The organism is Streptomyces roseicoloratus, from assembly GCF_004117935.1.
Lineage (GTDB): Bacteria > Actinomycetota > Actinomycetes > Streptomycetales > Streptomycetaceae > Streptomyces > Streptomyces roseicoloratus.
In genome coordinates, this window is record NZ_SDOY01000135.1 from 56,895 (window position 1) to 79,612 (window position 22,718).

20 protein-coding genes and 1 pseudogene are annotated in these 22,718 nt (G+C 74.6%); 13 read left to right on the plus strand and 8 right to left on the minus strand.

Annotated features, from left to right (window positions below):
- The first annotated feature begins 77 nt into the window (after positions 1-77).
- Together ESG85_RS20920 and ESG85_RS20925 are read left to right on the plus strand one after the other, a co-directional pair.
- Entirely contained in the window at positions 78-1,313 is a 1,236-nt protein-coding gene (locus tag ESG85_RS20920; RefSeq protein ID WP_128981488.1) for an aminotransferase class I/II-fold pyridoxal phosphate-dependent enzyme, read from the plus strand.
- A gap of 182 nt (positions 1,314-1,495) precedes the next feature.
- Positions 1,496-2,533: an MBL fold metallo-hydrolase gene (locus ESG85_RS20925; protein ID WP_128981490.1), complete on the plus strand. Its 1,038-nt coding sequence runs from the start codon at positions 1,496-1,498 to the stop codon at positions 2,531-2,533.
- On the opposite strand, the gene ESG85_RS20930 is transcribed toward ESG85_RS20925, so the two are convergent.
- Both ESG85_RS20930 and ESG85_RS20935 read right to left on the minus strand, forming a co-directional pair.
- Positions 2,513-3,166, minus strand: coding sequence for a DedA family protein (locus ESG85_RS20930; protein ID WP_128981492.1), 654 nt, complete (start codon positions 3,164-3,166; stop codon positions 2,513-2,515). The two genes, ESG85_RS20925 and ESG85_RS20930, sit on opposite strands and share 21 nt — an antisense overlap.
- A 298-nt stretch (positions 3,167-3,464) precedes the next feature.
- Positions 3,465-4,238, minus strand: coding sequence for an MBL fold metallo-hydrolase (locus ESG85_RS20935; RefSeq protein WP_128981493.1), 774 nt, complete (start codon positions 4,236-4,238; stop codon positions 3,465-3,467).
- A gap of 282 nt (positions 4,239-4,520) precedes the next feature.
- Between ESG85_RS20935 and ESG85_RS20940 the strand changes: the two genes are divergently transcribed.
- The 6 genes from ESG85_RS20940 to ESG85_RS20960 all read left to right on the plus strand — a co-directional run bounded on the left by ESG85_RS20940 (position 4,521) and on the right by ESG85_RS20960 (position 10,659).
- A complete protein-coding gene (locus tag ESG85_RS20940) occupies positions 4,521-4,925 on the plus strand; it encodes a recombinase family protein (protein ID WP_128981495.1) in 405 nt (134 codons plus the stop codon).
- A 288-nt stretch (positions 4,926-5,213) separates the two neighbouring features.
- Positions 5,214-7,541 carry a phage holin family protein gene (locus ESG85_RS20945; protein ID WP_425471260.1) on the plus strand — a complete coding sequence of 776 codons (2,328 nt, stop codon included), beginning with the start codon at positions 5,214-5,216 and terminating at the stop codon, positions 7,539-7,541.
- Positions 7,542-7,607: 66 nt separating this feature from the next.
- Positions 7,608-9,149: an amino acid permease gene (locus tag ESG85_RS20950; protein ID WP_128981496.1), complete on the plus strand. Its 1,542-nt coding sequence runs from the start codon at positions 7,608-7,610 to the stop codon at positions 9,147-9,149.
- Between the two features lie 101 nt (positions 9,150-9,250).
- Complete coding sequence (locus ESG85_RS20955; RefSeq protein WP_128981497.1) at positions 9,251-9,565, plus strand: hypothetical protein; 315 nt, start codon at positions 9,251-9,253, stop codon at positions 9,563-9,565.
- Positions 9,566-9,617: 52 nt separating this feature from the next.
- Positions 9,618-9,791 (plus strand): hypothetical protein, encoded by a 174-nt coding sequence (locus ESG85_RS35070; RefSeq protein WP_164986286.1) that lies wholly within the window; start codon positions 9,618-9,620, stop codon positions 9,789-9,791.
- A gap of 451 nt (positions 9,792-10,242) precedes the next feature.
- Positions 10,243-10,659: a hypothetical protein gene (locus tag ESG85_RS20960; protein ID WP_128981498.1), complete on the plus strand. Its 417-nt coding sequence runs from the start codon at positions 10,243-10,245 to the stop codon at positions 10,657-10,659.
- 8 nt (positions 10,660-10,667) lie between these two features.
- Here the strand turns inward: ESG85_RS20960 and ESG85_RS20965 are convergent, their stop codons facing one another.
- Positions 10,668-11,477 (minus strand): helix-turn-helix domain-containing protein, encoded by an 810-nt coding sequence (locus tag ESG85_RS20965; RefSeq protein ID WP_128981500.1) that lies wholly within the window; start codon positions 11,475-11,477, stop codon positions 10,668-10,670.
- 104 nt (positions 11,478-11,581) lie between these two features.
- On the opposite strand from ESG85_RS20965, the gene ESG85_RS20970 reads away from it, so the two are divergent.
- From ESG85_RS20970 to ESG85_RS20980, 3 genes and pseudogenes are all read left to right on the plus strand, one after another.
- Positions 11,582-11,887 (plus strand): 4a-hydroxytetrahydrobiopterin dehydratase, encoded by a 306-nt coding sequence (locus ESG85_RS20970; RefSeq protein WP_128981502.1) that lies wholly within the window; start codon positions 11,582-11,584, stop codon positions 11,885-11,887.
- A gap of 145 nt (positions 11,888-12,032) precedes the next feature.
- Positions 12,033-12,759 (plus strand): annotated as a pseudogene (locus tag ESG85_RS20975) (class I SAM-dependent methyltransferase).
- An 83-nt stretch (positions 12,760-12,842) separates the two neighbouring features.
- Positions 12,843-13,787 carry a class I SAM-dependent methyltransferase gene (locus ESG85_RS20980; RefSeq protein WP_128981504.1) on the plus strand — a complete coding sequence of 315 codons (945 nt, stop codon included), beginning with the start codon at positions 12,843-12,845 and terminating at the stop codon, positions 13,785-13,787.
- A gap of 128 nt (positions 13,788-13,915) precedes the next feature.
- Here the strand turns inward: ESG85_RS20980 and ESG85_RS20985 are convergent, their stop codons facing one another.
- From ESG85_RS20985 to ESG85_RS20995, 3 genes are all read right to left on the minus strand, one after another.
- Complete coding sequence (locus tag ESG85_RS20985; RefSeq protein ID WP_128981520.1) at positions 13,916-14,710, minus strand: aldo/keto reductase; 795 nt, start codon at positions 14,708-14,710, stop codon at positions 13,916-13,918.
- 249 nt (positions 14,711-14,959) lie between these two features.
- On the minus strand, positions 14,960-16,789 hold the full coding sequence (locus tag ESG85_RS20990; protein ID WP_128981506.1) for an AMP-dependent synthetase/ligase: 1,830 nt from the start codon (positions 16,787-16,789) through the stop codon (positions 14,960-14,962).
- Between the two features lie 458 nt (positions 16,790-17,247).
- On the minus strand, positions 17,248-18,231 hold the full coding sequence (locus ESG85_RS20995; protein ID WP_128981522.1) for a LysR substrate-binding domain-containing protein: 984 nt from the start codon (positions 18,229-18,231) through the stop codon (positions 17,248-17,250).
- A gap of 102 nt (positions 18,232-18,333) precedes the next feature.
- Between ESG85_RS20995 and ESG85_RS21000 the strand changes: the two genes are divergently transcribed.
- Positions 18,334-19,452, plus strand: coding sequence for a bile acid:sodium symporter family protein (locus ESG85_RS21000; RefSeq protein WP_128981508.1), 1,119 nt, complete (start codon positions 18,334-18,336; stop codon positions 19,450-19,452).
- 29 nt (positions 19,453-19,481) lie between these two features.
- Here ESG85_RS21000 and ESG85_RS21005 read toward each other — a convergent pair whose 3' ends face one another.
- Together ESG85_RS21005 and ESG85_RS21010 are read right to left on the minus strand one after the other, a co-directional pair.
- Positions 19,482-20,387 (minus strand): alpha/beta hydrolase family protein, encoded by a 906-nt coding sequence (locus tag ESG85_RS21005; protein WP_128981510.1) that lies wholly within the window; start codon positions 20,385-20,387, stop codon positions 19,482-19,484.
- The gene (locus tag ESG85_RS21010) at positions 20,384-21,343 is read right to left on the minus strand and encodes a VlmB-like protein (RefSeq protein ID WP_128981512.1); all 960 of its coding nucleotides are present in this window, start codon (positions 21,341-21,343) and stop codon (positions 20,384-20,386) included. The genes ESG85_RS21005 and ESG85_RS21010 overlap by 4 nt, the downstream gene beginning before the upstream one ends.
- Positions 21,344-21,556: 213 nt before the next feature.
- Between ESG85_RS21010 and ESG85_RS21020 the strand changes: the two genes are divergently transcribed.
- Positions 21,557-22,718: IS110 family RNA-guided transposase (locus ESG85_RS21020; RefSeq protein WP_128980783.1), on the plus strand; the 1,162-nt coding region annotated here is incomplete at its 3' end.

The following is a 22,718-nucleotide window of genomic DNA, read 5'->3' on the forward strand; positions in this document are numbered from 1 at the left end:
CTCCGTATAAAGGACACCGGGGCGCCGCTCCCGCGCGCTCGCCCCGGTGTCCGCGCGGCCACGAGGAGGTTCCGGACATGCGGCAGACGGCCCCGGAGAGCCGAGGCCCGGTGCGCTACGGGCCGCCCGCGCCGGAACCCGGCCTGCCCGTGCTGCCCGGCCTCGCCGCGCTCCTCGCCGCCGCCGTCGACCGCACCGGCCCCGAACCGCCCGGCGGCGGGCCCGTCCTGCGCGAGGCCGCGGCCGGCCACTGGTGGCGGCGCGGACTGCGCACCCACGCCGAGGACGTCGTCGCCGCGCCCGGCGCCCAGCCCCTGCTGCTCGCCCTGATCGCCGCGCACGGCGGCGACGTGCTGCTGCCCCGTCCCTGCCCCGCCTGGTGGACCCCGCAGGCCCGGCTCATCGGCCGCCCCGCCTACCACGTCCCCACCCCCGCCGAATGCGGCGGCGTCCCCGACCCCTTCGCCCTCCTGGAGACCGTCCGCCGGGTCCGCTCCGAAGGCGGCAGTCCCCGGCTGCTGCTGCTCTCCGTCGCCGACGACCCCACCGCCACCGTCGCCCCGCCCGAACTCGTCCGCGAGGCCTGCGAGGCGGCCGTCGCCGAGGGCCTCCACATCATCAGCGACGAGACCTGGCGCGACACCCTCCACCGGCCCCAGGACACCGTGCTGCTCAGCCCGGCCGAGATGTGCCCCGACGACGTCACCGTCCTCACCGACCTCGCCGGCGCCCTCGCTCCCGCCGCCTGGCCCTGCGCCGTCGCCCGCTTCCCGCCCTCCGCCCCCTCGCGCGCCGACCGCTACGCCGACCACCGGGCCCGCGCCCTGGACGTCCTCACCGCGCTCGGCGCCCTGGTCCCCGGCCCGCTCGCCCCCGCCGCCGCCCACGCCCTCGACGAACCCGAGGACGTCACCGTACGGGCCCGCCGCACCGCCGCCCTGCACGGCAGGGTCGCCACCGCCGTCCACCACGCGGTGCTCGCGGCCGGCGCCCTCGCCCGCCCGCCGCAGGCCGGCCGGCACGTCTACGCCGACCTCGGCCCGCTGCGCGCCGGGCTCGCCGCCCGCGGCGTCACCGACTCCCTCGAACTCGAGAACCACCTCACCGCCCGGCTCGGCACCCCGGTGCCCGGCGGCCACCGCTTCGGCGACGAACTCGGCGCGCTGCGCGCCCGGTTCGACACCGCTGGCTTCCTGGGAGGCGCCGAGGAGGAACGGACCGAGGCCCTCGCCTCACCCGCACCGGAGGAACTGCCCCACGTCGCCCGGGCGCTGGGCGCGTTCCGCGAAGCACTCGACGAACTGGCGACCTGACGCACCGGCGAGCCGGTCCACCGGCGGGCCGGTCCACTGGCGGGCCGGTCCACTGGCGGGCCGGCGGACTCGCGACCTGACGAACTCGCGAAGAGACGCATTCGCTACCTGACGAGCTCGCTGAGAGACGAGCTCGCGACAAGACGAACCGACGGGCTGACGACACCACGGAGGCCGCAGAGATGACGGAACAGACGGCCCGGCCGGCCCGGGCCCCGCACTCCGCCCGCACCCCCCACGCCCCGCACCCCGCGCCCGTGCTCCAGCCCCTCGGACGGCTGCGGCGCGACTGGCCGCGCAGCTTCGCCGACCGGCTCACCGCGCCGCTGCCCGGCGTCCGCGCGATGGCCCGGCTCGCCCGCGAAGGCGCCGTACGGCCCGGCCCCGAAGGACTCCGCGACATCCCGCGGCTGCCCTTCGCCCCCGGGCCGCTGCCCGAGGCGGGCCCCGACACCCTCGCCGTGACCTGGGCCGGACACGCCAGCTGGGTGCTGCGCATCGGCGGACTCACCGTCCTCACCGACCCCGTCTGGTCCCGCCGCATCCTCGGTACCCCGGCCCGCCTCACCCCCGTCGGCGTCCGCTGGGAGGACCTGCCGCCGGTCGACGCCGTCGTCATCAGCCACAACCACTTCGACCACCTCGACGCGCCGACGCTGAAGCGACTGCCCCGCCGCACGCCCGTCTTCGTCCCCGCAGGACTCGGCCGCTGGTTCGCCCGGCGCCGCTTCAGCCGGGTCACCGAGCTCGACTGGTGGGAGGCGGCCGAACTCCGCGGCGTGCGCTTCGACTTCGTCCCCGCCCACCACTGGTCCAAGCGGACCCTGCTCGACACCTGCCGCTCCCTCTGGGGAGGCTGGGTCCTCACCGACCGGGCCGGGCGACGGGTCCACTTCGCCGGCGACACCGGCTACGGCCACTGGTTCGCCGAGATCGGCCGCCGCCACCCCGGCATCGACCTCGCCCTGCTGCCGATCGGCGCGTACGACCCGCGCTGGTGGCTCAGCGACGTCCACACCGACCCCGAGGAGGCCGTCCGCGCCTTCCAGGACCTCGGGGCCCGGCGCATGGCCCCCATGCACTGGGCCACCTTCGTGCTGTCCTCCGAACCCGTCCTCGAACCGCTCACCCGCGTCCGGGCCGCCTGGGACCGCGCCGGTCTGCCCCGCGATGACCTGTGGGACCTGCCGGTCGGCGCCTCACGCGTGCTCGTCCCCTGAACGGGACGGGCCCGACGGCCCGCGCAGCCGCCGCCACAGCGAGGGCACCGCGCCGATCAGCACCGTGAGCGCCACCGCGGCCACCACGCCCTGCCAGGGCTCCGGGAAGAGCGAACCGCCGAGGACGCCGATGAGCTGGTACGTCGCCGCCCACGCCAGACAGGCCGGCAGATCGCCCCGGGCGAACCGGCGCAGTGGCATCCCGGCAAGCAGACAGGCCAGCATCACCGGAATCCGCCCGGCGGGCACCAGCCGCGAGAGCACGAGCACCGGCACCTGATGGCTGTCGAGCCGCTCCTGGGCGTGGGCGAGCCGGTCGGGAGTGGCGCGGGAACGCAGGGCGGCGAGCCAGCGCGAACCGTTGCGCGACCGGACCCCGCGCTGCCCCAGCCAGTACAGCGCCAGGTCGCCGAGGAACGCGGCGGACGCCGCCACCAGGAACACGAAGAGCAGCGCGAAGGGATCGGACTGGTGGAAGGCCACCACGGCGGCCGAGCTCACGATCGCGCCCGTCGGCACCACCGGGACGAGCGCGCCGAGCGCCACGAGCAGGAAGAGCGAGGGATAGCCGACCGCCTGCTGCGTCGACTCCGGCGGCAGCTCCCGCACCGCCGTGATCAGCCGGTCGATCACCGGGCGACCCCTGCACCCGCCGGGCGCACGCGGCGTACGCGCCTCATCGCGCCGGCCACGGGGCGCGCCGGGCGCACGCGCCCCGCCGTGCCGCCCATGGTCCGCGCTGTGCGCTCGCGGCGCACGCGCCTCACCGCGCCACCCGTCGGCTTCACCGCGCCACCTGTCGGCCTCACCGTGCCACCCGTCGGCCTCACCGTGTCACCCGTCGGCCTTGCCGCGCCACCCGTCGGCCTCGACGGCCCCGCCGCGCGCATGCGGCGCTCGCGGCGCGTTCGTCCCGTCGCGCCCTCGCGCCTCATCGCGCCACCTCCGGCCGTACCCGTTCGCCGTGGCCCGGCAGGTGGACGGCCACCTTCGGTGCGAGGCGGGCCGCGTGACGGGCGAACTCGTCGCCCGGGGCGTGGAACTCGTGCGGGCGGATCGCGTCCATGCCGATCGGCCAGTAGGTGCCGTAGTGCACCGGCACCGCGGCGGCCGGGGAGAGCGCCGCCAGCGCCTCCGCCGCCCGGCCCGCGTCCAGGTGCCCGTGGCCCAGGTACGGGCCCCAGCCGCCGACCGGGAGCAGCGCCACGTCGATCGGGCCGACCGCGTCCGCCATGCCGTCGAACAGGCCGGTGTCACCCGCGAAGTACGTACGGGCCTCGCCCTCCACCACGTACCCCAGGGCGGGGGAGCGGTGCGGGCCCAGCGGCAGCCGCCGGCCGTCGTGCCGTGCGGGCACGGCCCGTACCGTCACTCCCGCCACCGCCACCTCCTCGCCCGGAGCGAGCTCCGTCAGCCGCAGCCCCCGCCGGCCGAGGCGCCGCAGCGCCGGTACGGCGGCGGGCGCGCCGGCCGGCACGACGAGCAGCGTTCCCGGGGCCAGCCTCGCGAGCGAGGGCAGATGCAGATGGTCGGCGTGCAGGTGGGAGACGAGGGCCACCTCGGCGCGCGCGGCCTCCGGCGGCGGCAGCGCCCCGCGCCGGCGCCGCAGGTGCGCGAGCCGGCGCGCGAAGAGCGGATCGGTCAGGAGCCGGACACCGGAGTCCTCGACCGTGCACGTGGCATGACCCCACCAGGTGATTTCCACCGGCCGCCGCCCTTCTCGTGTCGTGGCCGGGCTCCTGTCGTGGCCCGGCTCCCGCCGTTGCCCGGCTCTGCCATGGTCCGGCTCCCGTCGCGGTCCGGGCTCCTGTCGTGGCTGTCGTGGCTGTCGTGGCTCGCACGGCAGTCCGCGCCGTCCGCCGTCCGTTCCCCCTCCGTAACGAGGGTAGATGTCCGGGGCCGTGAGCGTGGCCGGACTTCGCCGCAGGCGCCCCGCCCGGTGCACGAACCCCTCCTCGGGTCGTCCCGGACCCAGTAGGGTCGGTCCATGGACGACGTTCGGGTGGCGGCGATCGCCAGCCTCACCCCGCTCGAAGAGCTCGACGAAGACCCCTTCCTGGTCGACACCCGCAGCCAGCACGCCATGTGCGTCCGCTGGGCCCGGGACAAGGGCTACGTGGTGACCCGCCAGCTGTTCTGTTACGGCATCAGGCCGGACCACGACGCGCTGTGGGCCGATGTCGACGAGGGCGCGGTGGACCTCTTCGTCGCGCCGAACGACCGGGTGCTCGCCCGCGCGCTGACCGACGTGCCCGCCTTCCACGCCGAGTGCGAGCGGCGCGGCGTACGGATCGAGACCGCCGGCTTCGACGAACCGGTGTACGACGCGCCGATGAAGGCAGGGGTGCACCGCAGGCTCTCCATGCCCACCGCCGGGTACGACGGCTGCTGAGCGCCCGGACGCCCCGCGCCCGACAGCGGCCGATCACACCCGCACCGCCCAGCCGGGTGACCGGGCCGCGACGGCCGAGTGCCCCGCTCGACCCCGGCTGGTCCTGGGCTGCCGGCTGCCGAGCACCCCACCTCGCCTCACCCCACCTCGCCTCGGGCCGCCTCGCTCCGGGCCGCCTCGCTCCGGGCCGCCGGCGCCCGTACGTGCGTCGAACACCCGTCGCCCCGGTCCGGTCCGACGCCGTTGTGCCACGCTTGAGGCAGGTAACGGGCGAAAGGTGAACCAGGCGTGGGCGAACCGCGAGGAAGCATCCCCGCCCGCTGGCGGAGCGCGGGCCGCGCCCTGCTGCGGGTGATCACCGTATGGGCCGTCTCCACGCTCACCCTGCTCCTCCTCGCCGGCCTCCTGCCCGAGTTCCAGCTCCAGTCCGACGACGGCGACAGCTTCACCACGATCGCCCTCACCGCCGCCCTCGGCGCGGGTGCCTTCGGCCTGCTGAGCGCGCTCGTGTGGCCGTTGATCGTGCGCGCCCTGCTGCTCGTACCGGCCCTGGTGCTCGGCCTGTTGGTGTTCTTCCTCAACGGCTCGCTGCTGCTCGTCGCGCTCTGGCTGATCCCTGACGGCCGCGGCGACGCCGCGCCCGAGACGGCCGTGGTCGTCGCCGCCGTGATGTCCGCCGTCGCCTCCGCCACCTCCACCGCGCTCGCCGTGCGGGACGACGACGCGTACCGGCGGCGGCTCTACCGGCTCACCGACCGCAAGCGGCCGCGCAGCGCCCGCGCCGTCACCGGTACGCACCCCGGCACCGAGCCCGCCCCCGGCACGGTCTTCCTCCAACTCGACGGCGTCGGCCACCGGGTGCTGTCCGACGCCGTCGCACGCGGCCTCATGCCCACGGTCGCCGACTGGCTCGCCACCACCCACACCCTCACCCCCTGGCGCACCGACTGGTCGAGTCAGACCGGTGCCAGCCAGCTCGGCATCCTGCACGGCTCCAACGAGGACGTGCCCGCCTTCCGCTGGTACGAGAAGGACACCGGCCGGCTCATGGTGTCCAACCGGCCCGCGAGCGCCGTGGAACTCCAGCGCCGCGCCGTCGCACGCACCGGCGACGGCGGACTGCTCACCCTCGACGGGGCCTCGCGCGGCAACCTGTTCACCGGCGGCGCCGACCAGCTCGCGCTCGTCCTCTCGGTGGCCGCCCGGCGCGGCCGCCGCAACCGTTCGCGCTCCGGCTACTTCGCGTACTTCTCGGACCCCGCCAACGCGGTCCGCACGGCGGGGTCCTTCGTCGCCGAGGTCCTGCGCGAACTGCGGCAGTCGGTCCGCGCCCGGCTGCGCCGCGCGTCCCCGCGGGTCTCGCGCGGCGGCCTCTACCCCTTCGTCCGGGCCTTCGCGACCGTCGTCGAACGCGACGTCGTGGTCGCCGCCGTCATGGGCGACGTCCTCGCCGGGCGCACCGCCGTCTACGCGGACCTGGTCGCCTACGACGAGGTCGCCCACCACTCCGGACCGCGGGGCCGCGACACCGACCAGGTCCTGGCCCGGATCGACCGCTCGATCGCGCTGATCGCCAAGGTCGCCGAGCACGCGCCCCGCCCGTACCGGATCGTTCTCCTCTCCGACCACGGGCAGAGCCCGGGGGAGACCTTCGCGTCCGCCTACGGGCTGAGCCTCCGCGATCTGGTGCGTGTCGGCTGCGGACTGCCGGTGTCCCGCCGGGTGCGGCGCAGCCGCAGGGGGCGCGCCGGTACGGAGGCCGGGGGCGGCGGCTCGGAGGCGAGGGACGCGGCCAGGGAGGCGCTGCGCAGCGCACTGCACCGGCCCGTCGACGAGGCGGAGGAGGCCGGGACGGAGGGCGCGGAGGCGGCGGCGGTCGCCGCGGCCCGCGCTCCCGCGCCGGTCGTCCTGGCCTCGGGAAACCTCGGCCTGATCTCCTTCCCGGGCGTGCCGCACCGGATGACCCGCGAGGAGATCGACCGGCTGCATCCGGCGCTGCTGCGCACCCTCGCCCAGCACCCCGGCATCGGCTTCCTGCTGGTCGCGAGCGAGGAGCACGGCTCGGTGGTCCTGGCCCGCGACGGGGTCGAGGTGCCGGTCGCCGAGCTCACCGACGGTGCCGAGCTCACCGACGGCGCTGATTCCGCCGAGCTAGCAGATCCCGCCGATGGTGCCGATCCCGCCGCCCCCGCCGACCCCGCCGAAGGTGCCGATCCCGCCGCCCCCGCCGAGCGCGCCGACGGCGGGCCGCTCGCCGTGTTCGGGCCCGGTGCCGCCGCTGCCGTACGGCGCACCGACGGCTTCCCGCACGTCGCCGACATCATGGTCAACTCGATGTACGACCCGGAGACCGGCACCGTCCACGCCTTCGAGGAGCAGATCGGCTCGCACGGCGGTCTGGGCGGCGACCAGGCACGTCCCTTCCTGCTGTGGCCGCGCGACCTGCCGGCGCCGCCCGGCGAGCTGGTCGGCGCGGAGGCCGTGCACGAGGTGCTGCGCGGCTGGCTGCGGGAGAGCGAGGGGCCGCAGGTGCCGCTGGAGATTTCCCCGTCGAAGCGGGATGCGGAAGCGTTTCTTCCGGTGGAGGAGCCCGCCGTACGGGACAAACGCGGGTGATTTGGAAAGGCGTCTCGGCATCCGGACCATAGGGGCGTTTGTCCGACGAGAGGCGCACCACCCCCCATGAGCACGGCCCCCACCGCGACCACCGCGCAGGCTCCCGCCGCCACCCCGGCACCCGTCCCGGCCCCGGAGCGGGGCCCCCGGCCCACCCGGCACTCCCGTCGCTTCGGGCTCCCGATCGCCACGGCCCTCGTCATGGGCAACATCATCGGCGGCGGCATCTTCCTCCTGCCCGCCTCCGTCGCCCCGTTCGGCACCGTCAGCCTGGTCGCCTTCGGCATCCTCACCCTCGGCGCGATCGCCCTCGCCCTGGTCTTCGGCCGGCTCGCCCACCGCCTGCCGCAGACCGGCGGACCCTACGTCTACGCCCGCGCCGCCTTCGGCGACTTCGCCGGCTTCCTCGCCGCCTGGTCGTACTGGATCACGGCCTGGGTCTCCAACGCGGCCCTCGCCGTCGCCGCCGTCGGCTACCTGGACGTGCTCGTCCCCCTCCACGGGTCCACGGCCGCCACCATCGCCGCCGCCCTGCTCATCCAGTGGCTGCCGGCCCTCGCCAACCTCGCCGGCACGCGCTATGTCGGCGCGGTGCAGATCGTCGCCACCGTGCTCAAGTTCGTGCCGCTGATCCTGGTCGCCGTCGGCGGCCTGTTCTTCTTCGACAGCGCCAACCTCGGGCCCTTCCACGCGAGCGGCGGCAGCGCGCTCGGCGCCGTGTCCGCGTCGGCCGCGATCCTGCTCTTCAGCTACCTCGGCGTCGAATCCGCCGCCGTCAGCGCCGGCGAAGTCCGCGACCCGCGCCGCAACGTCGGCCGCGCCACCGTCCTCGGCACCCTCGGCGCCGCCGCCGTCTACCTGCTCGGCACGCTCGCGGTCTTCGGCACCGTCGCCCACGACCGGCTCGTCGACTCCACCGCGCCGTTCTCCGACGCCGTGGACGCCATGTTCGGCGGCTCGTGGGGCGGGTCCGCGGTCGCCTGCATGGCCCTGGTCTCCATGCTCGGCGCGCTCAACGGCTGGACCCTGCTCAGCGCCCAGACGCCCTACGCCGCCGCCCGCGACGGTCTCTTCCCGAAGGTCTTCACGGTCAGGCGGCGCGGCGTGCCGACCGTCGGCGTGCTCGTCACCGTGGCCCTCGCCTCGCTCCTGACGGTCTACAACTACACGGCCGGAACCCAGGGCGTCTTCGAGATCCTGGTGCTCGTCACCACCTTCACCGCCACCGTGCCCTACCTCCTCTCCACCGCCGCCCAGATCCACTTCCTGCTCTCCGGCCGCGCGGACCGGGTCTCGCGGGCCCGCCTAGCCCGCGACGGCGTCCTCGCCCTCGCCGCCTTCGGCTTCTCGCTGTGGCTGGTCGCGGGAGCCGGGTACGCGGCCGTCTACCAGGGCGTGCTCTTCCTCTTCGTCGGCGTCCTCGTGTACGCGGTGATGGCGGCCCGCAGGGGACGCGCGGCGGGGGCCGGGTCCGGGTCCGGGTCCGGAGCCGTGTCCGAGGTCGAGGCCGAGTCCGGGGCCGGGATCGCGACCGGCTCCGTGACCGGGGCCGTGACCGGGGCCGGGGCCGGGGTTGCGACCGGGGGCGCGACGAGGGCTGGGGACTGACACCCGGGGCGGTGAAATCCGGGCCGGGAGCGTAGGCCGGGCGGGCGGATCTCCCGCCCGGGCCGGAACACCCGTGTCCCGGCGGGGCAGTACGGATCTCCATGAGGCCCCACGCCCGGTTCGCGCTCGCGGTGCTGCTCGTGCTCGCCGCGCTGCTCGGCGTGGGCACCGGCGGCGGGCCCGCGGCCGCCGAGGGCGAGATCCGGTCCGTCTCCGCCGTGGCCGACCCCGGCGCGGAGACCCACGAGGCGGCCGAGAGCGAGTCGGCCGCTCCCGCGCGCGGCGACCGGCGAGCCGCGCCCTCCCGTCCCACCCGTCCCGCGCCACCCGCGGTCGTTCCCGCTCCCGCGCCCGCGCCCGTGCCCGTACCCACGGCACCCGGTGCCGTTCCCCGGTCGGCGGTGATGCGGTGCTGAGAGGCCCCACCTCTCGGTACCTCTCACACCCCCCACCGCAAGGAGCATCACCATGCCCGTCGACCACATCGCCGTGCTCAACGCCCTGCTGCGCGCCGAGGCCGCCCGCGAACGCACCGCCGAACACAGCGGCCCGCGCGCCGGGACGGAAGCCGCACCGGAACGGGCCGCCACGCCCGCGCACCCGGCGCGGACCGCCGAGCAACCGCGGACCCGCACGGAATGACCTGAACAACCCGGGGCGCGGGGCCGGTCGGACGCCGTCGTCCGACCGGCCCCGCGTCCCGACGGCCTCATGCCGCGAGCGGCGGTTGGTCCGGGCGGAGTGGCGGACAGCCCGCCCGGCGCGACCGGCCGGCACTTCCGGCACCGTCCGGGCCCCGGCGTCCAGCCTGAGGCCGTCCAGCCTGAAGCCGTCCTGTCCGTGGGCCGTCCTGTCCGTGGACCGTCCGACCTCCGGCCATTCGGGCGCGAACCCTGCCCCGGCCCCATTACCTCTCGCGTAATCGACGGTCGCGACCGCCCCCGGCATCCTCGAATCACCGGCGTCCCGGGCGGCGCACTCCGTCCGGGACGCCGATCACTCCCGCCGCGTCCGTCAACCCGTGACCCGGACACCGCGTCCCCCCACGTGCCCGACTGTTCGTCAGAAAGATGTGCCAGAGAGGTGATCCGTCATGACCCAGGCCCTGCTCACCGGTCTCTCCCGCACCACCCGGCCGCAGTCCGTGCTGCGCCGCCTCCTCGCTCTCGACGCCGTCGTCACCGGCGCCAACGGGCTCGCCTACGCCGTCGCCCCCGGGCCGCTCGGCGAACTCCTGGGCATCGAGCGCGGCTTGCTGTTCGAGCTCGGACTTCTCCTCGCGGTGTACGCCGCCGGCGTGGGCCTGCTCGCGAGCCGGCCGGTGCCCTCGGTCCCCGGGGTGAAGGCCGTGATCGACATCAACCTGCTGTGGACGGTGGGCAGCGTCCTCGCGATAGTCGGCTGGATCGACCCCACCACCGCGGGAACGGTGTGGACTCTGCTCCAGGCCGGCACCGTCGCCGGCTTCGCCGCGCTCCAGTGGGCCGCCCTGCGCGCCACCCGGCGCTGAACGCCCGGCTACGCCGTCGACGCCCGCAGGTACGCCACCGTCGCCGGGTCGGCCGGGAGGAGCGTCTCGATGGCCAGCTCGGCGACCGTCACGTCCATCGGCGTGTTGAACGTCGAGATCGACGACACGAACGACAGCACCTGCCCGTCGTGCTCGATCCGCAGCGGCAGTGCGAAGTACGGGTACGGCTCCGGATCCTCCCGGTCGTCCGGCTCCCCCGCCGCCTCCGGCAGCGGATAGGCCGCCACCTCCTCGTACAGGGCGCGCAGCGACTCCGAACGGGAGAGGGCGATCTGACGCTCCATCTGGGCCAGCAGATGGCCGCGCCACTCCCGCAGGTTGCGGATCCTCGGCGCGAGGCCTTCCGGGTGCAGGGTGACCCGCATGACGTTCAGCGGTGGTGCCAGCAGGTGCTCGGGAAGACCGGCGAGCAGCAGCCGGACGGCCCGGTTGGCCGCGATCACCGTGTACGAGCCGTCCACGACCGTCGCCGGATACGGCTCGTAGCCGAGCAGCAGCTGCTCGATGCCCTCGCGCAGCGTCTCCAGCTCGGGCGCGTCCAACGGCGACTCCGTGTAGCGCGGGGCGTAACCGGCCGCCAGAAGAAGGGCGTTGCGGTCCCGCACCGGCACGTCCAGGTGCTCGGCCAGCCGGAGGACCATCGCCTCGCTCGGCCGTGAACGTCCCGTCTCGATGAAGGAGATGTGCCGCGCGGACGAGTCCGCCCGCAGGGCCAGCTCCAGCTGGCTCAACCGCCGCTGCTCGCGCCAGCCGCGCAGCAGCGCACCCACACCCGTGTCGGTCGCGACAGTTGTCATGGCCAGACGGTATCCCAGAGGGGGACCCGGGTACGTTCTCCCCGGGGCCGCTCCGTCATCACGCACCACCCCGCCACCAGCCGTACGACCGGAGGGAGCACCACGTGCCCACTGACCCCTTGTCGCAGAAGGAGATCGAGGACCGCCTGCGGGAACTTCCCGGCTGGTCCGTCGACGGCGACCGCCTCACCCGGGACTACCGGCTCGCCGACCACTTCGCCGCCACCGCGCTCGTCGTCCACATCGCCCGGATCCAGCAGGAGCTCGACCACCACAGCGATCTGACGCTCGGTTACAACACGGTGGGCCTCGCCGTGAGCACCCATTCGGCGGGCGGTGCCGTCACCGGAAAGGACTTCGAACTGGCCGAGCGCGTCCAGGCCGTCGCCCCGGGCCACGGCGCGGAGTAGCCGCCGCCCGGTGCCTGCCCGGGGCCCGGGGCCCCTGCCCGTCCCCGGCCCGGGCATCTCCTGGGCCTCGGGCGTGTGTGGGAAGTCCCGCCTGCCCGGCGGTGCCTTTCGACACACGCCCTAGGATTTCCGCATGGGCGACACGCTGCTCGACTACGACGCCGAGGCCGCGCACTACGACGAGAGCCGCGGTGGCGTCCCCCGGGCGGCCGCGGCGGCCGCCGCCCGGCACCCGCACCCTGCTCGACGTCGCCTGCGGCACCGGTCTCGTCACCGAGCGGATCGCCCGGCCCGGACTCACCGTCCACGGCGCCGACGCGGCCCACGGGATGCTGCGGGCCGCCGCCCCCCGCCTGCCCGGGCGGGTCGTGCGCGCGGACGCCCGGCGGCTGCCGCTGCCGGACGCGGCCGTCGACGCCGTCAGCGCGGTCTGGCTGCTGCACCTCGTGCCGTTCGCGGAGGAGATCGTCGCCGAGGCGGCGCGGGTGCTGCGGCCGGGCGGAGTGTTCGTGACCACCGTCGACAAGAACGCCTGCCACGACGTGGACAGCGACATCGACGCCGTCCTCCGCCCGCACCGCGCGCCCGCCGCCGGCTCCGACCGCGCCCCGCTGATCACCGCGTACGCCGCCGCCCACGGTCTCGACCCCGCGCCCGGCACCGTGTTCGCCGGCCACGGTCAGGGCGCCACCCCGCACGGCACGGCCCGCAGGCTCCGCCGCGGCTACTACGCCTCCTGGTTCGCCGGTACCCCGGCCGGCGTGGACGCCCTGTGCGCACAGCTCGCCGGCCTCCCGGACCAGGACCGCCCCCGCCCCGACCCGCTGTACCGCCTCGCACGCTTCGTCCGGCGCCCCGCGACGCGCGGCTGAACTCCGCCGGGCAGCCGCGGACCGCTCTTGCCGGAACGGCAAGTTCTCTCGCGTTTCCGGCAGCGGCGTCGCACGCTGGGCCCATGAGCGCACACCAGCATTCCGGACACGGACACGGACACCGGCACGGACAGGGGCACGGACACGGCGGCCATGGCGGCGAGGGGCACGGGCACGGTCATGACCACGGCCACCTCGACTGGGCCGAGATGGCACCGCTGCTGACCCGGCAGGCGGAGACCCAGAGCCCCCTCTACGCGGAGGCCGCCGACTGGCTCGCCTCCCTCGTCCCGACGCCGGTCCGTCGGGTCCTCGACGTCGGCAGCGGCCCCGGCGTCGTCACCGCACTGCTCGCCGAGGCGTTCCCCGAGGCCGAGGTGGTCGCCGTGGACGCCACGCCCGAACTCCTGGCCCTCGCCCGGGAACGCGCCGAAGCACGCGGTCTCGGCGACCGGGTCACGACCCTGCGCGCCGAACTGCCCGGAGACTTCGGCGCCCTCGGCACCGCCGACCTCGTCTGGGCCAGCAACTCCCTGCACCACATCGGCGACCAGCGGGCCGCCCTCGCGTCCTTCGCCGAGCTGCTGAACCCCGGCGGTCTGATCGCCCTCGCCGAGGGCGGACTTCCGCAGCGCCACCTGCCGTGGAACGCGGGCGTCGGCCGCCCCGGCCTGGAGGCCCGGATCGACGCCGCCAACGCGGAGTGGTTCGGCGAGATGCGGGCCTCGCTGCCCGACAGCAAGGAGGAGATCGACGACTGGGCCGCGCTCCTCACCGGCGCCGGGCTCACGCCCGGCGGCGCCCGCAGCTTCCTCTGCGACATCCCGGCGCCGCTGCCGGACTCCGTGCGCGAGCAGGTCGTCACCCACTACGAGCGGCTGCGGGAGGGGCTGGCGGAGCGGCTCGCGGACGACGACCGCGCCGCCGTCGAGCGGCTGCTCGACCCGACCGACCCGCTGTCGTTCCACCGGCGCCCGGACGCCTACCTGTTGACCGCCCGTACCGTGCACACGGGGCGCAAGGCCTGACGGGTGGCGGGCCGGCCCTGAGGGGCGGCGCCCGCCGGCCCGACGGCGGGGCACGGCGGTCGGTCCGACCGCCGTGCCCCGCGCTTCCGCCACCGCCGCCGGCCGGAGCGGCCGCGCCTCGGTCGGGCTCAGGCGCCGGCGTTGAACTCCGCCGGGTTCGGGCCGAGTCGGCGACCCTCGTCGAGCACGGCGATGCCCGCCAGGTCCTCGGCGTCCAGCTCGAAGTCGAAGACGTCGATGTTCTCGCGGATGCGGGAGGGGGTCACCGACTTCGGGATCACCACGTTCCCCGTCTGGAGGTGCCAGCGCAGTACCACCTGGGCCGGGGTGCGGCCGTGCTTCTGCGCGATCGCCACGATCGCCGGCACCTCCAGCAGACCCCTGCCCTGGCCGAGCGGCGACCAGGCCTCCGTCGCGATGCCGTGCCGGGCGTGCGCCTCACGGGACTCGGCCTGCTGGAGCTGCGGGTGCAGCTCGATCTGGTTGACGGCTGGCACGACCGAGGTCGCGTCGATCAGCCGGTCCAGGTGCTCGGGCAGGAAGTTCGACACGCCGATGGCCCGCGCCCGGCCGTCGGCCAGGATCTTCTCGAAGGCCCGGAAGGTGTCGACATAGGCGTCCTTGGCCGGGACCGGCCAGTGGATCAGGTACAGGTCGACGTGGTCGAGGCCCAGCTTGTCGAGCGAGGCGTCGAAGGCGCGGAGCGTCGAGTCGTAGCCCTGCTCGCTGTTCCACAGCTTCGTCGTGACGAAGAGCTCCTCGCGCGGGAGCCCCGAAGCGGCGAGCGCCTTGCCGGTGCCGGACTCGTTCTCGTAGATCGCGGCGGTGTCGATCGAGCGGTAGCCCGCCTCGAGGGCCGTGGTCACGGCCGCCTCCGCCTCGTCGTCCGGCACCTGCCAGACGCCGAAGCCGAGCTGGGGCATGCGCACGCCGTTGTTGAGGGTGAGGGAGGGGACCTTGCTGTCCGTGCTCACGAGAGGTGGATCCTTTACGTCGTCGGGGGGTACTCCACCCAGCCTCAACGATCACGGGCCCGCTCGCATTCCGCCCGGCCCGGAATCCTTCTCCGCGGACCCTCGCGTCCCCAGGGCACTCTCGCGTCCCCGGAGGCGCGCTTCTCGGATACGCGGACCCGCACGCCCCCTGATGGGCGGCCCGGCCCCCGGCGGACGTCAGCGGTACAGGGCCTCGACCTCGGCCGCGTACGCCTGCTCGATCGCCTTCCGCTTGAGCTTCAGGGACGGCGTGAGCAGTCCGTGCTCCTCGCTGAAGGGATGCGCCAGGATCCGGAAGGTCCGGATCGACTCCGCCTGCGAGACCCTGGTGTTCGCGGCCACCACCGCCCGCCGGATCTCGGTCTCCAGCGTCGCGTCGTGCACCAGCTCCGCGGGCGGCAGCGGCGGCCGGTTCTGCATCGCCAGCCAGTGCTCCACCGCCTCCTGGTCCAGGGTCACGAGCGCGGCGACGTACGGCCGGTCGTTGCCGACCACGATGCACTGGGCCACCAGCGGATGCGCCCGCACCCGCTCCTCGAGACCGGCGGGTGACACGCTCTTGCCGCCCGAGGTCACCAGGATCTCCTTCTTCCGTCCGGTGATCGTCAGATAGCCGTCCTCGTCGAGCATCCCGAGGTCGCCGGTCGCCAGCCATCCGTCGTTGAGGACGGCGTCCGTGGCCTGAGGATTGTTGAGGTAGCCGGAGAAGACGTGGTCGCCGTGCAGCCACACCTCCCCGTCCTCGGCGATGTGCACGGTCGTGCCGGGCACCGGCTGGCCCACCGTGCCGTACTTGGTGCGCTCCGGCGGGTTCGCCGTCGCCGCCGCCGACGACTCCGTCAGGCCGTACCCCTCGAAGATCGTCACTCCCGCGCCCTCGAAGAACAGCCCGAGCCTCCGGTCCATCCCGGAACCGCCCGACATCGCGTGCCGCACCCGGCCGCCCAGCGCCTCCCGGACCTTCACGTACACCGTCTTCTCGAAGAACTGGTGCTGCATCCGCAGCCCCGCCGACGGGCCGGGGCCGATGCCGAAGGCCTTGTGTTCCATGGCCTCCGCGTACCGGACCGCCACCTCCACCGCCTTGTCGAACGGCCCGCGCCTCCCCTCCGCCTCGGCCTTGCGGCGCGCGGCGTTGAAGACCTTCTCGAAGACGTACGGCACGGCGAGCACGAAGGTCGGCCGGAAGGCCCGCAGGTCGGGCAGCAGCTCGGTGGCGGCGAGCACCGGCTGGTGCCCCAGCTTCACCCCGGTCCGCACCGCGGCCACCTCCACCATCCGCCCGAAGACGTGCGCGAGCGGAAGGAAGAGCAGGGTGGACGCCTCGTCGCCCGGACGGGAGTGGAAGACCGACTCCCAGCGGCCCACCAGCATCTCCGTCTCGAACATGAAGTTGGCGTGCGTGATCACGCAGCCCTTCGGGCGGCCCGTGGTCCCCGACGTGTAGATGACCGTCGCCACGGACTCGGGCGTCACCGCCCTGCGGTGCCGCTGCACCACGTCCTCGTCGATGTCCGCACCCGCCGCCATCAGCTCGGCGACCGCACCCTCGCCCGCGTCCAGCTGCCACAGCCGCTGGAGCCGGGGCAGCCGGTCGATGACCGAGCCGATCGTCATCGCATGGTCCTCGTGCTCCACCACGCAGGCCGTGACCTCGGCGTCGTGCAGCATCCACAGCACCTGGTCGGCGGAGGAGGTCGGATAGACCGGCACCGACTGGGCGCCGAGCGTCCAGAGCGCGAAGTCGAACAGCGTCCACTCGTAGCGGGTCCGCGCCATGATCGCGACCCGGTCGCCGAACCGTACGCCCTGTGCGATCAGCCCCTTCGCCAGCGCGAGCACCTCGTCGCGGAACCCGGCCGCCGTCACGTCCCGCCACTGTCCGTCCGGCCCCTTGCGGCCCAAGGTGACCCGGTCGGGTTCCTGCTCGGCGAGGTCGAACACGGCGTCGGCCAGACCGCCGACCTGAGGCGCCGCCGCGACGGGCGGCACGGTGAACTCACGCACTGACCTGCTCCCTCGCCCGCTCGATGTCGCCCTCCGTACGGCGCGGGTGAAACTACCCCACGGCGCAGCCCGGCGGGAGGACCTTCACCAAGCCGGGACCTTGCGCATATGCACAGGTCAGCGACCGGGGAGACGGCAAGTACGGGTCTCCCGACCGTCGTTGCCGACCCCAGGGCGGGCCCCGGCGGGCCGAATCTCCACGGAATCTGTACCCGGCGATCACGGCGACGGCGAGGGGGAGGGCCGCGCGCCCCGGCGCGGGGGCGACCGCCAGGGCCTGTCCTCGGCCTGTCCTCGACGGTCCTCGACGGTCCTCGGCCTGTCCTCGACGGTCCTCGGCCGGCCCTCGAACGGCCCACCGCCGGTCCGCGAACGGCCCACGCTCGGTCCTCGGCCGCCACGAACGGTCCGCGCCGTCGGCCCGGCGGGGCCGGCCCGAGGGGTTCCGTGCCGCGTGTTCAGCCCGGCAGGGCTCCGTGCGGGCGGTGCAGGCGGTCGCCGCCCGCCAGGATCGCCGCGGCAAGGGCGTCCGCCGCGTCCTGGGTCGCCCCGCGGCGCCGGCCCTTGCGCAGCACGAAGTCCACCGGGCCCAGCTCCGGGAGCCCGGCCCGCGCCGGGACCTCGACGAGGCCGGGCGGGACAAGACCGCGGGTGTGCGCCATGACGCCGAGTCCCGCCCGGGCCGCCGCCACGTTCGCGCTCAGGCTCGAGCTCGTGCACGCGATCCGCCACGGCCGGCCCTGCGCCTGCAGCGCCTCCAGGGCCCGGGCCCGGGTGATGCCCGGCGGCGGGAAGACGATCAGCGGCACCGGGCGGTCGGGGTCGAGCCGCAGCCGCGGCGCGCCGATCCACACGAGGACGTCCTGCCAGACGAGCTCGCCCTCGCCGTCCGCACCGCGCTCGCCCCTGCCGTCCGCACCGCGCTCGCCCTTGCCGTCCGCACCGCGCTCGCCCGCGCCCCCGCCCCGGCTTTCCCGGCCCTCGCCGGTGGGGCCGCCGCGCCGCTTGGCGAGGATGAGGTCGAGCCGGCCCGCCTCCAGGCGCGCCTGCAGCGTGCCGGACAGCTCGACCGTGAGCTCCAGGTCGACCTCGGGATGCTCACGCCGGAAGGCCTCGAGGATCTCCGGCAGCCGGGTCGTCACGAAGTCCTCCGACGCCCCGAAGCGGAGCCGGCCGCGCAGCCGGGTCCCGGTGAAGAAGGCGGCGGCCCGCTCGTGCGCCTCCAGGATCGAGCGGGCGAAGCCGAGCATGGCCTCGCCGTCCTCGGTCAGTGCCACGGTGTGGGTGTCCCGGGTGAACAGCGGCCGGCCGGTCTCCTCCTCCAGTCGCCGCACGTGCTGGCTGACCGTGGACTGCCGCAGCCCGAGCCGCCGCGCGGCCTGGGTGAAGCTCAGCGTCTGCGCGACCGCGAGGAAGGTCCGCAGCCGGTTCGGCTCGTACAGCGGAGAGGCGGCGGTCACATGGCGAGGTTATCGCGATTCGTGATGACAGTCAGAGTGCTGTACGGGATTCCCGATCGCCGGGCCGTACACCAGGATGGGCGCATGAGCTCCCGCACCACCCGCCTCTCCCGCCTGCCGCGCCGGCTGCCCGTCGACCCGTACATCCTGGCGCTGCTCGCCACGGTCGGTCTCGCCGCGCTGCTGCCCGCGTCCGGCGCGGCGGCGACGGTCGCGAACGGTGCGGCGACGGGAGCCGTCGCGCTGCTCTTCTTCCTCTACGGAGCACGGCTCTCGACCCGCGAGGCGCTGGACGGCCTGAAGCACTGGCGGCTCCACGTCACCGTCCTGGCCTGCACCTTCCTCCTCTTCCCCCTGCTCGGTCTGGCGGCGCGGGGCCTCGTGCCGACGGTCCTCACGCACGACCTCCACAGCGGCTTCCTCTTCCTGTGTCTGGTGCCGTCGACCATCCAGTCCTCGATCGCCTTCACCTCGATCGCCCGGGGCAACGTGCCGGCCGCGATCTGCGCGGGCTCCTTCTCCTCCCTGGCCGGTATCGTCCTCACCCCGCTGCTGGCGGCGCTGCTGCTCGGCAACAGCGCGGGCGGCCTGTCGGCCGGCGCGCTCGGCAGGATCGTGCTCCAGTTGCTCGTGCCCTTCCTCGCCGGACAGCTGCTGCGCCGCTGGGTGGGCGGCTTCGTGGCCCGGCACAAGAAGGTGCTCGGCTACGTCGACCGGGGCTCGATACTGCTCGTCGTCTACACAGCCTTCAGCGCGGGCATGAACCGCGGTGTCTGGCAGCTCGTGACCCCGGCGCGGCTGGGGCTGCTGCTGGTGGCAGAGGCGCTGCTGCTGGCGGTCATGCTGGGCGTGAGCTGGTACGGGGCGAAGCGGCTCGGCTTCGGCCGGGCGGACCGGATCGCGATCCAGTTCGCGGGCTCCAAGAAGAGCCTGGCCGCGGGACTGCCCATGGCGAGCGTCCTGTTCGGCGCGCAGGCCTCGCTGGCGGTGCTGCCGCTGATGCTGTTCCACCAGATGCAGCTGATGGTCTGCGCCGTCATCGCCCGGCGCCGGGCCGCCGACCCGGAGGCCGCGAACCCGGAGGCCGCCGACCAGGAGATCGCGAACCGCGAGGCCGGCGCACCGGAGCCGGAGCAGCGGTCGGCGACGGGGAAGTCCGCCGGGATCGCGGGTCGTGAACGCGCGGGGGCGCGGACCCCGTAGGAGCCCGCGCCCCCGCGCGCCGTCCGTGCTCAGCGCACCGCGCCGGGCGGTGCCGACAGCTGGTTCAGCCAGGCGATGAGGTGCCTCGCCACGCCCTCGGCGTCGCGCGCCCAGCGGGTGTGGCCGTGGTGGGACGCTGACGCGGGCGTGTGGTGGACCCGGGTGACCGCGCACCCGGCGAGCCGGCCGCACAGCGCGTCGACCGCCGACGGCGGGGCCAGCGCGTCGCCGGCCACCGACACCGCGAGCACGGGCAACCGCACCTTCGCGAACGCCGCCTCGTAGTCCAGGTCCGCACCCGTCGGCTCGAACCTGCCCGTGCGCCCGATCCGCGCCCAGTCGCGCATCACCCGGCCGGCCTGCCGCCCGCCGAAGCCGAGCCGGTGCCCGGGGTAGTACCCCAGGACCCTGCTGACGAGGGCGGCGAGCTGCGTGCCGAACAGCACCCCGAACCGGCGCGCGCCAGGAAAGCTCCGGTGGTGCACGGTCCCCGAAGCCACCAGGACCAGTCCGTCCACGTCGGCCTCCGGGCGGGCCACGTACAGCAGCGACACCTGGCCGCCGATGCTGTGCCCGAGGAGGTGCACCGGCGTGCCGCGCGGGAACAGCTCCCGTACCGACCGCACCAGCTTCGGCCAGTCGTGGGCGGCGAAGTCCTGGTAGCCGTGGCGCGTGCCGCGTCCGCAGCGCGGGCGGGACGCGCCCTGGCCGCGCAGGTCGGCGGCGACCGTCGCGACGCCCCGGCGGGCCAGCTCGTCGGCCAGCGGCGCGTAGTACGACGCCGACACGCCGAGCGCCGGCCACAGCAGCAGTACGGCCCCGACCCGGCCGGCCGCCGGGCGCGTCACCCGCGCGACGATCCGTCCCTCGCCGCCGCCGCCGGCGTCCGCGTACGGGACGACGAGCTCGTCGGTGAGGACGTCCGGTGCCGTCATCCGACGGCCCCGTCGAGGAGCATGTAGCGCAGCCGGGTGTCCTGGGTGGCCGCCGACCAGGACTCGGCCGTGGCCATGCGCTCCTCGGCGGTGGTGTCGACGAGCCTGCGGCCCTCCCACACCTCGTAGTCGCCGAGGAAGGCGGCGGCGTCCCGCAGGCCCTCCTGGAAGAGGGTCTCGCGCCGGTACAGGACCCGCTCCATCGGCAGGCTCGTCCACAGATCGCGGCCACGCCGGATGACGTCGAGGAGCCGGTCGCGCTCCTCCGGGTGCTCGGTGAGGTGCTGCCGGACGATCGCGCTGCCCACCGCCAGGTGCCGGATCTCGTCCATGTTGGCGCCCCGCTCGACGAGCGCCGCGCCCGGGTCGAGGCGGCGCCATTTGCGCTCGCTCAGTTCGGCGGCCGGGGCGAGCACCCCTTCGACGAGGACGGTGAGGACGAGCACGCCGCCGTAGAAGTCGCCCTGGTCGCGCAGGACGGTCAGGCCGAACTCCTCCAGCGGGTCCAGCACGTCGGCGGCGGCCTGTCCGGCGGCCTCCTCGACGGTACGGGCCAGCTCCTCGGCGGGCACGCCCAGCGTCAGCAGGTGGTCGCGGAACGCCCGTGCGTGCCGGGCCTCGTCGACCAGCTGCGTCGTGAAGAACTCCAGGCACGCGGAGTCGGGCGCGTGGTGCACCAGGAAGCCGAGGGCCCGGGTCGCCTTCTCCTCGGCGAGGTGACGGAAGGCGAACTCGTCGATCACGGCGTCACGCAGCGGGCCGGGGGCGCGGACCAGATCGCTCGGTCCGGCGTCCTTCACCGTGCCGTCCGAGAGCCGGCGCAGCATCGTGCCGGCGACGTGCTCCAGCCAGTACGGCAGGTCGCACTGCTCCGGCGTCAGTTCGAGCTCCGCCGCCCCTTCCAGGACGCCGGGAGCCCGGTCCCAGTCGGTCTCGACGGGCTGGATGTTCGACATGGGTTCCTCCGTAAGTTGTTTGGTGGCCCGGGAGGGCCGGGTGTGGCTTATGGGTTCTTGCCTTCAGTGGCTTCTCAGGAGTGGCCGCCCGGTTCTCCGGGGCGCCCTGACTGCTGATTGAGATGTGCGCGCCTTGTGCGGTCGCTGATTACGGAGATGACAGCGGGGTGTTCCTTGGGCCGACGGCACGCCGTGCGGAACGAGGAGGGGCGAGTGAACGAGCGACGGGCCCGGGTCTGGGTCGGCATCGACGCCGGTAAGGGCCATCACTGGGCGGCGGTGGTCGACGAAACCGGCGCGACTCTGTGGTCGAAGAAGATCGGCAACGACGAGTCGGAGATCCTGACCGCACTCGGCGAAATCCTGGAGCTGGCCGACGAAGTCCAGTGGGCGGTGGACATCTCCGGTACGTCCTCCGCGCTGTTGCTTGCCCTGCTCGCGGCCCATGGCCAGCAGGCCGTCTACGTGCCCGGCCGCACGGTCAACCGCATGTCCGGCGCCTACCGGGGCGAGGCCGAAACCGACGCCCGCGACGCCTACGTCATCGCGGAAACCGCCCGCCACCGCCGGGACTTCGCCACCATCGAAGTGCCCGCCCAACTCGCCGCGGACCTTGCCCTGCTGACCGCCCACCGAACCGACCTGGTGGCCGACAGGGTGCGAATGATCAACCGACTCCGCGACGTGCTGACCGGTGTCTTCCCCGCCCTGGAACGGGCCTTCGACTACTCCGCCCACAAAGGTGCGCTGGTACTGCTGACCGGCTACCAGACCCCAGCCGCCATCCGCCGACGTGGCCGGGCGCGGCTCACGGCCTGGCTCGCCAACCGCAGTGTGCGCGGCGCCGACGCCGTCGCGGCAACCGCACTCGAAGCCGCCCAGGCCCAGCAGACCGCCCTGCCGGGTGAGGACGTCGCCGCCCAGATCGTGGCCGACCTGGCCACGCAGATCCTGGACCTGGACGACCGGCTCAAGCGGATCGACAAGCAGATCCGCGACACGTTCCGCAGCCACCCGCAAGCCGAGATCATCGAGTCCCTGCCCGGCATGGGCCCCATACTCGGCGCCGAGTTCATCGTCGCTGCAGGTGACCTTGCGGCCTACGCGGATGCCGGCCATCTCGCCTCCGCGGCCGGGCTGGTGCCAGTCCCACGCGACTCGGGCCGCCGAACCGGCAACCTCCACCGGCCCAAGCGCTACAGCCGCCGCCTGCGCAGGGTCTTCTACATGTCCGCGCAGACCAGCATCATCCGCGAGGGACCGAACCGAGACTTCTACCTCAAGAAGCGCGGCGAGGGCTGCAAGCACGTTCAGGCCGTGATCGCCCTGGCCCGCCGACGAGCCAGCGTCCTGTGGGCCCTCCTGCGCGACAACC

Coding starts and splice junctions, on each gene's coding strand:
- ESG85_RS20985 (WP_128981520.1), bottom strand. CDS start 14,710: ATGCCCCAGCTCGGCTTCGGCGTCTGGCAGGTGCCGGACGACGAGGCG.
- ESG85_RS20965 (WP_128981500.1), bottom strand. CDS start 11,477: ATGACAACTGTCGCGACCGACACGGGTGTGGGTGCGCTGCTGCGCGGC.
- ESG85_RS21010 (WP_128981512.1), bottom strand. CDS start 21,343: ATGTCGAACATCCAGCCCGTCGAGACCGACTGGGACCGGGCTCCCGGC.
- ESG85_RS21000 (WP_128981508.1), top strand. CDS start 18,334: ATGAGCTCCCGCACCACCCGCCTCTCCCGCCTGCCGCGCCGGCTGCCC.
- ESG85_RS20980 (WP_128981504.1), top strand. CDS start 12,843: ATGAGCGCACACCAGCATTCCGGACACGGACACGGACACCGGCACGGA.
- ESG85_RS20925 (WP_128981490.1), top strand. CDS start 1,496: ATGACGGAACAGACGGCCCGGCCGGCCCGGGCCCCGCACTCCGCCCGC.
- ESG85_RS20940 (WP_128981495.1), top strand. CDS start 4,521: ATGGACGACGTTCGGGTGGCGGCGATCGCCAGCCTCACCCCGCTCGAA.
- ESG85_RS20955 (WP_128981497.1), top strand. CDS start 9,251: ATGAGGCCCCACGCCCGGTTCGCGCTCGCGGTGCTGCTCGTGCTCGCC.
- ESG85_RS20960 (WP_128981498.1), top strand. CDS start 10,243: ATGACCCAGGCCCTGCTCACCGGTCTCTCCCGCACCACCCGGCCGCAG.
- ESG85_RS20920 (WP_128981488.1), top strand. CDS start 78: ATGCGGCAGACGGCCCCGGAGAGCCGAGGCCCGGTGCGCTACGGGCCG.
- ESG85_RS35070 (WP_164986286.1), top strand. CDS start 9,618: ATGCCCGTCGACCACATCGCCGTGCTCAACGCCCTGCTGCGCGCCGAG.
- ESG85_RS21005 (WP_128981510.1), bottom strand. CDS start 20,387: ATGACGGCACCGGACGTCCTCACCGACGAGCTCGTCGTCCCGTACGCG.
- ESG85_RS20950 (WP_128981496.1), top strand. CDS start 7,608: ATGAGCACGGCCCCCACCGCGACCACCGCGCAGGCTCCCGCCGCCACC.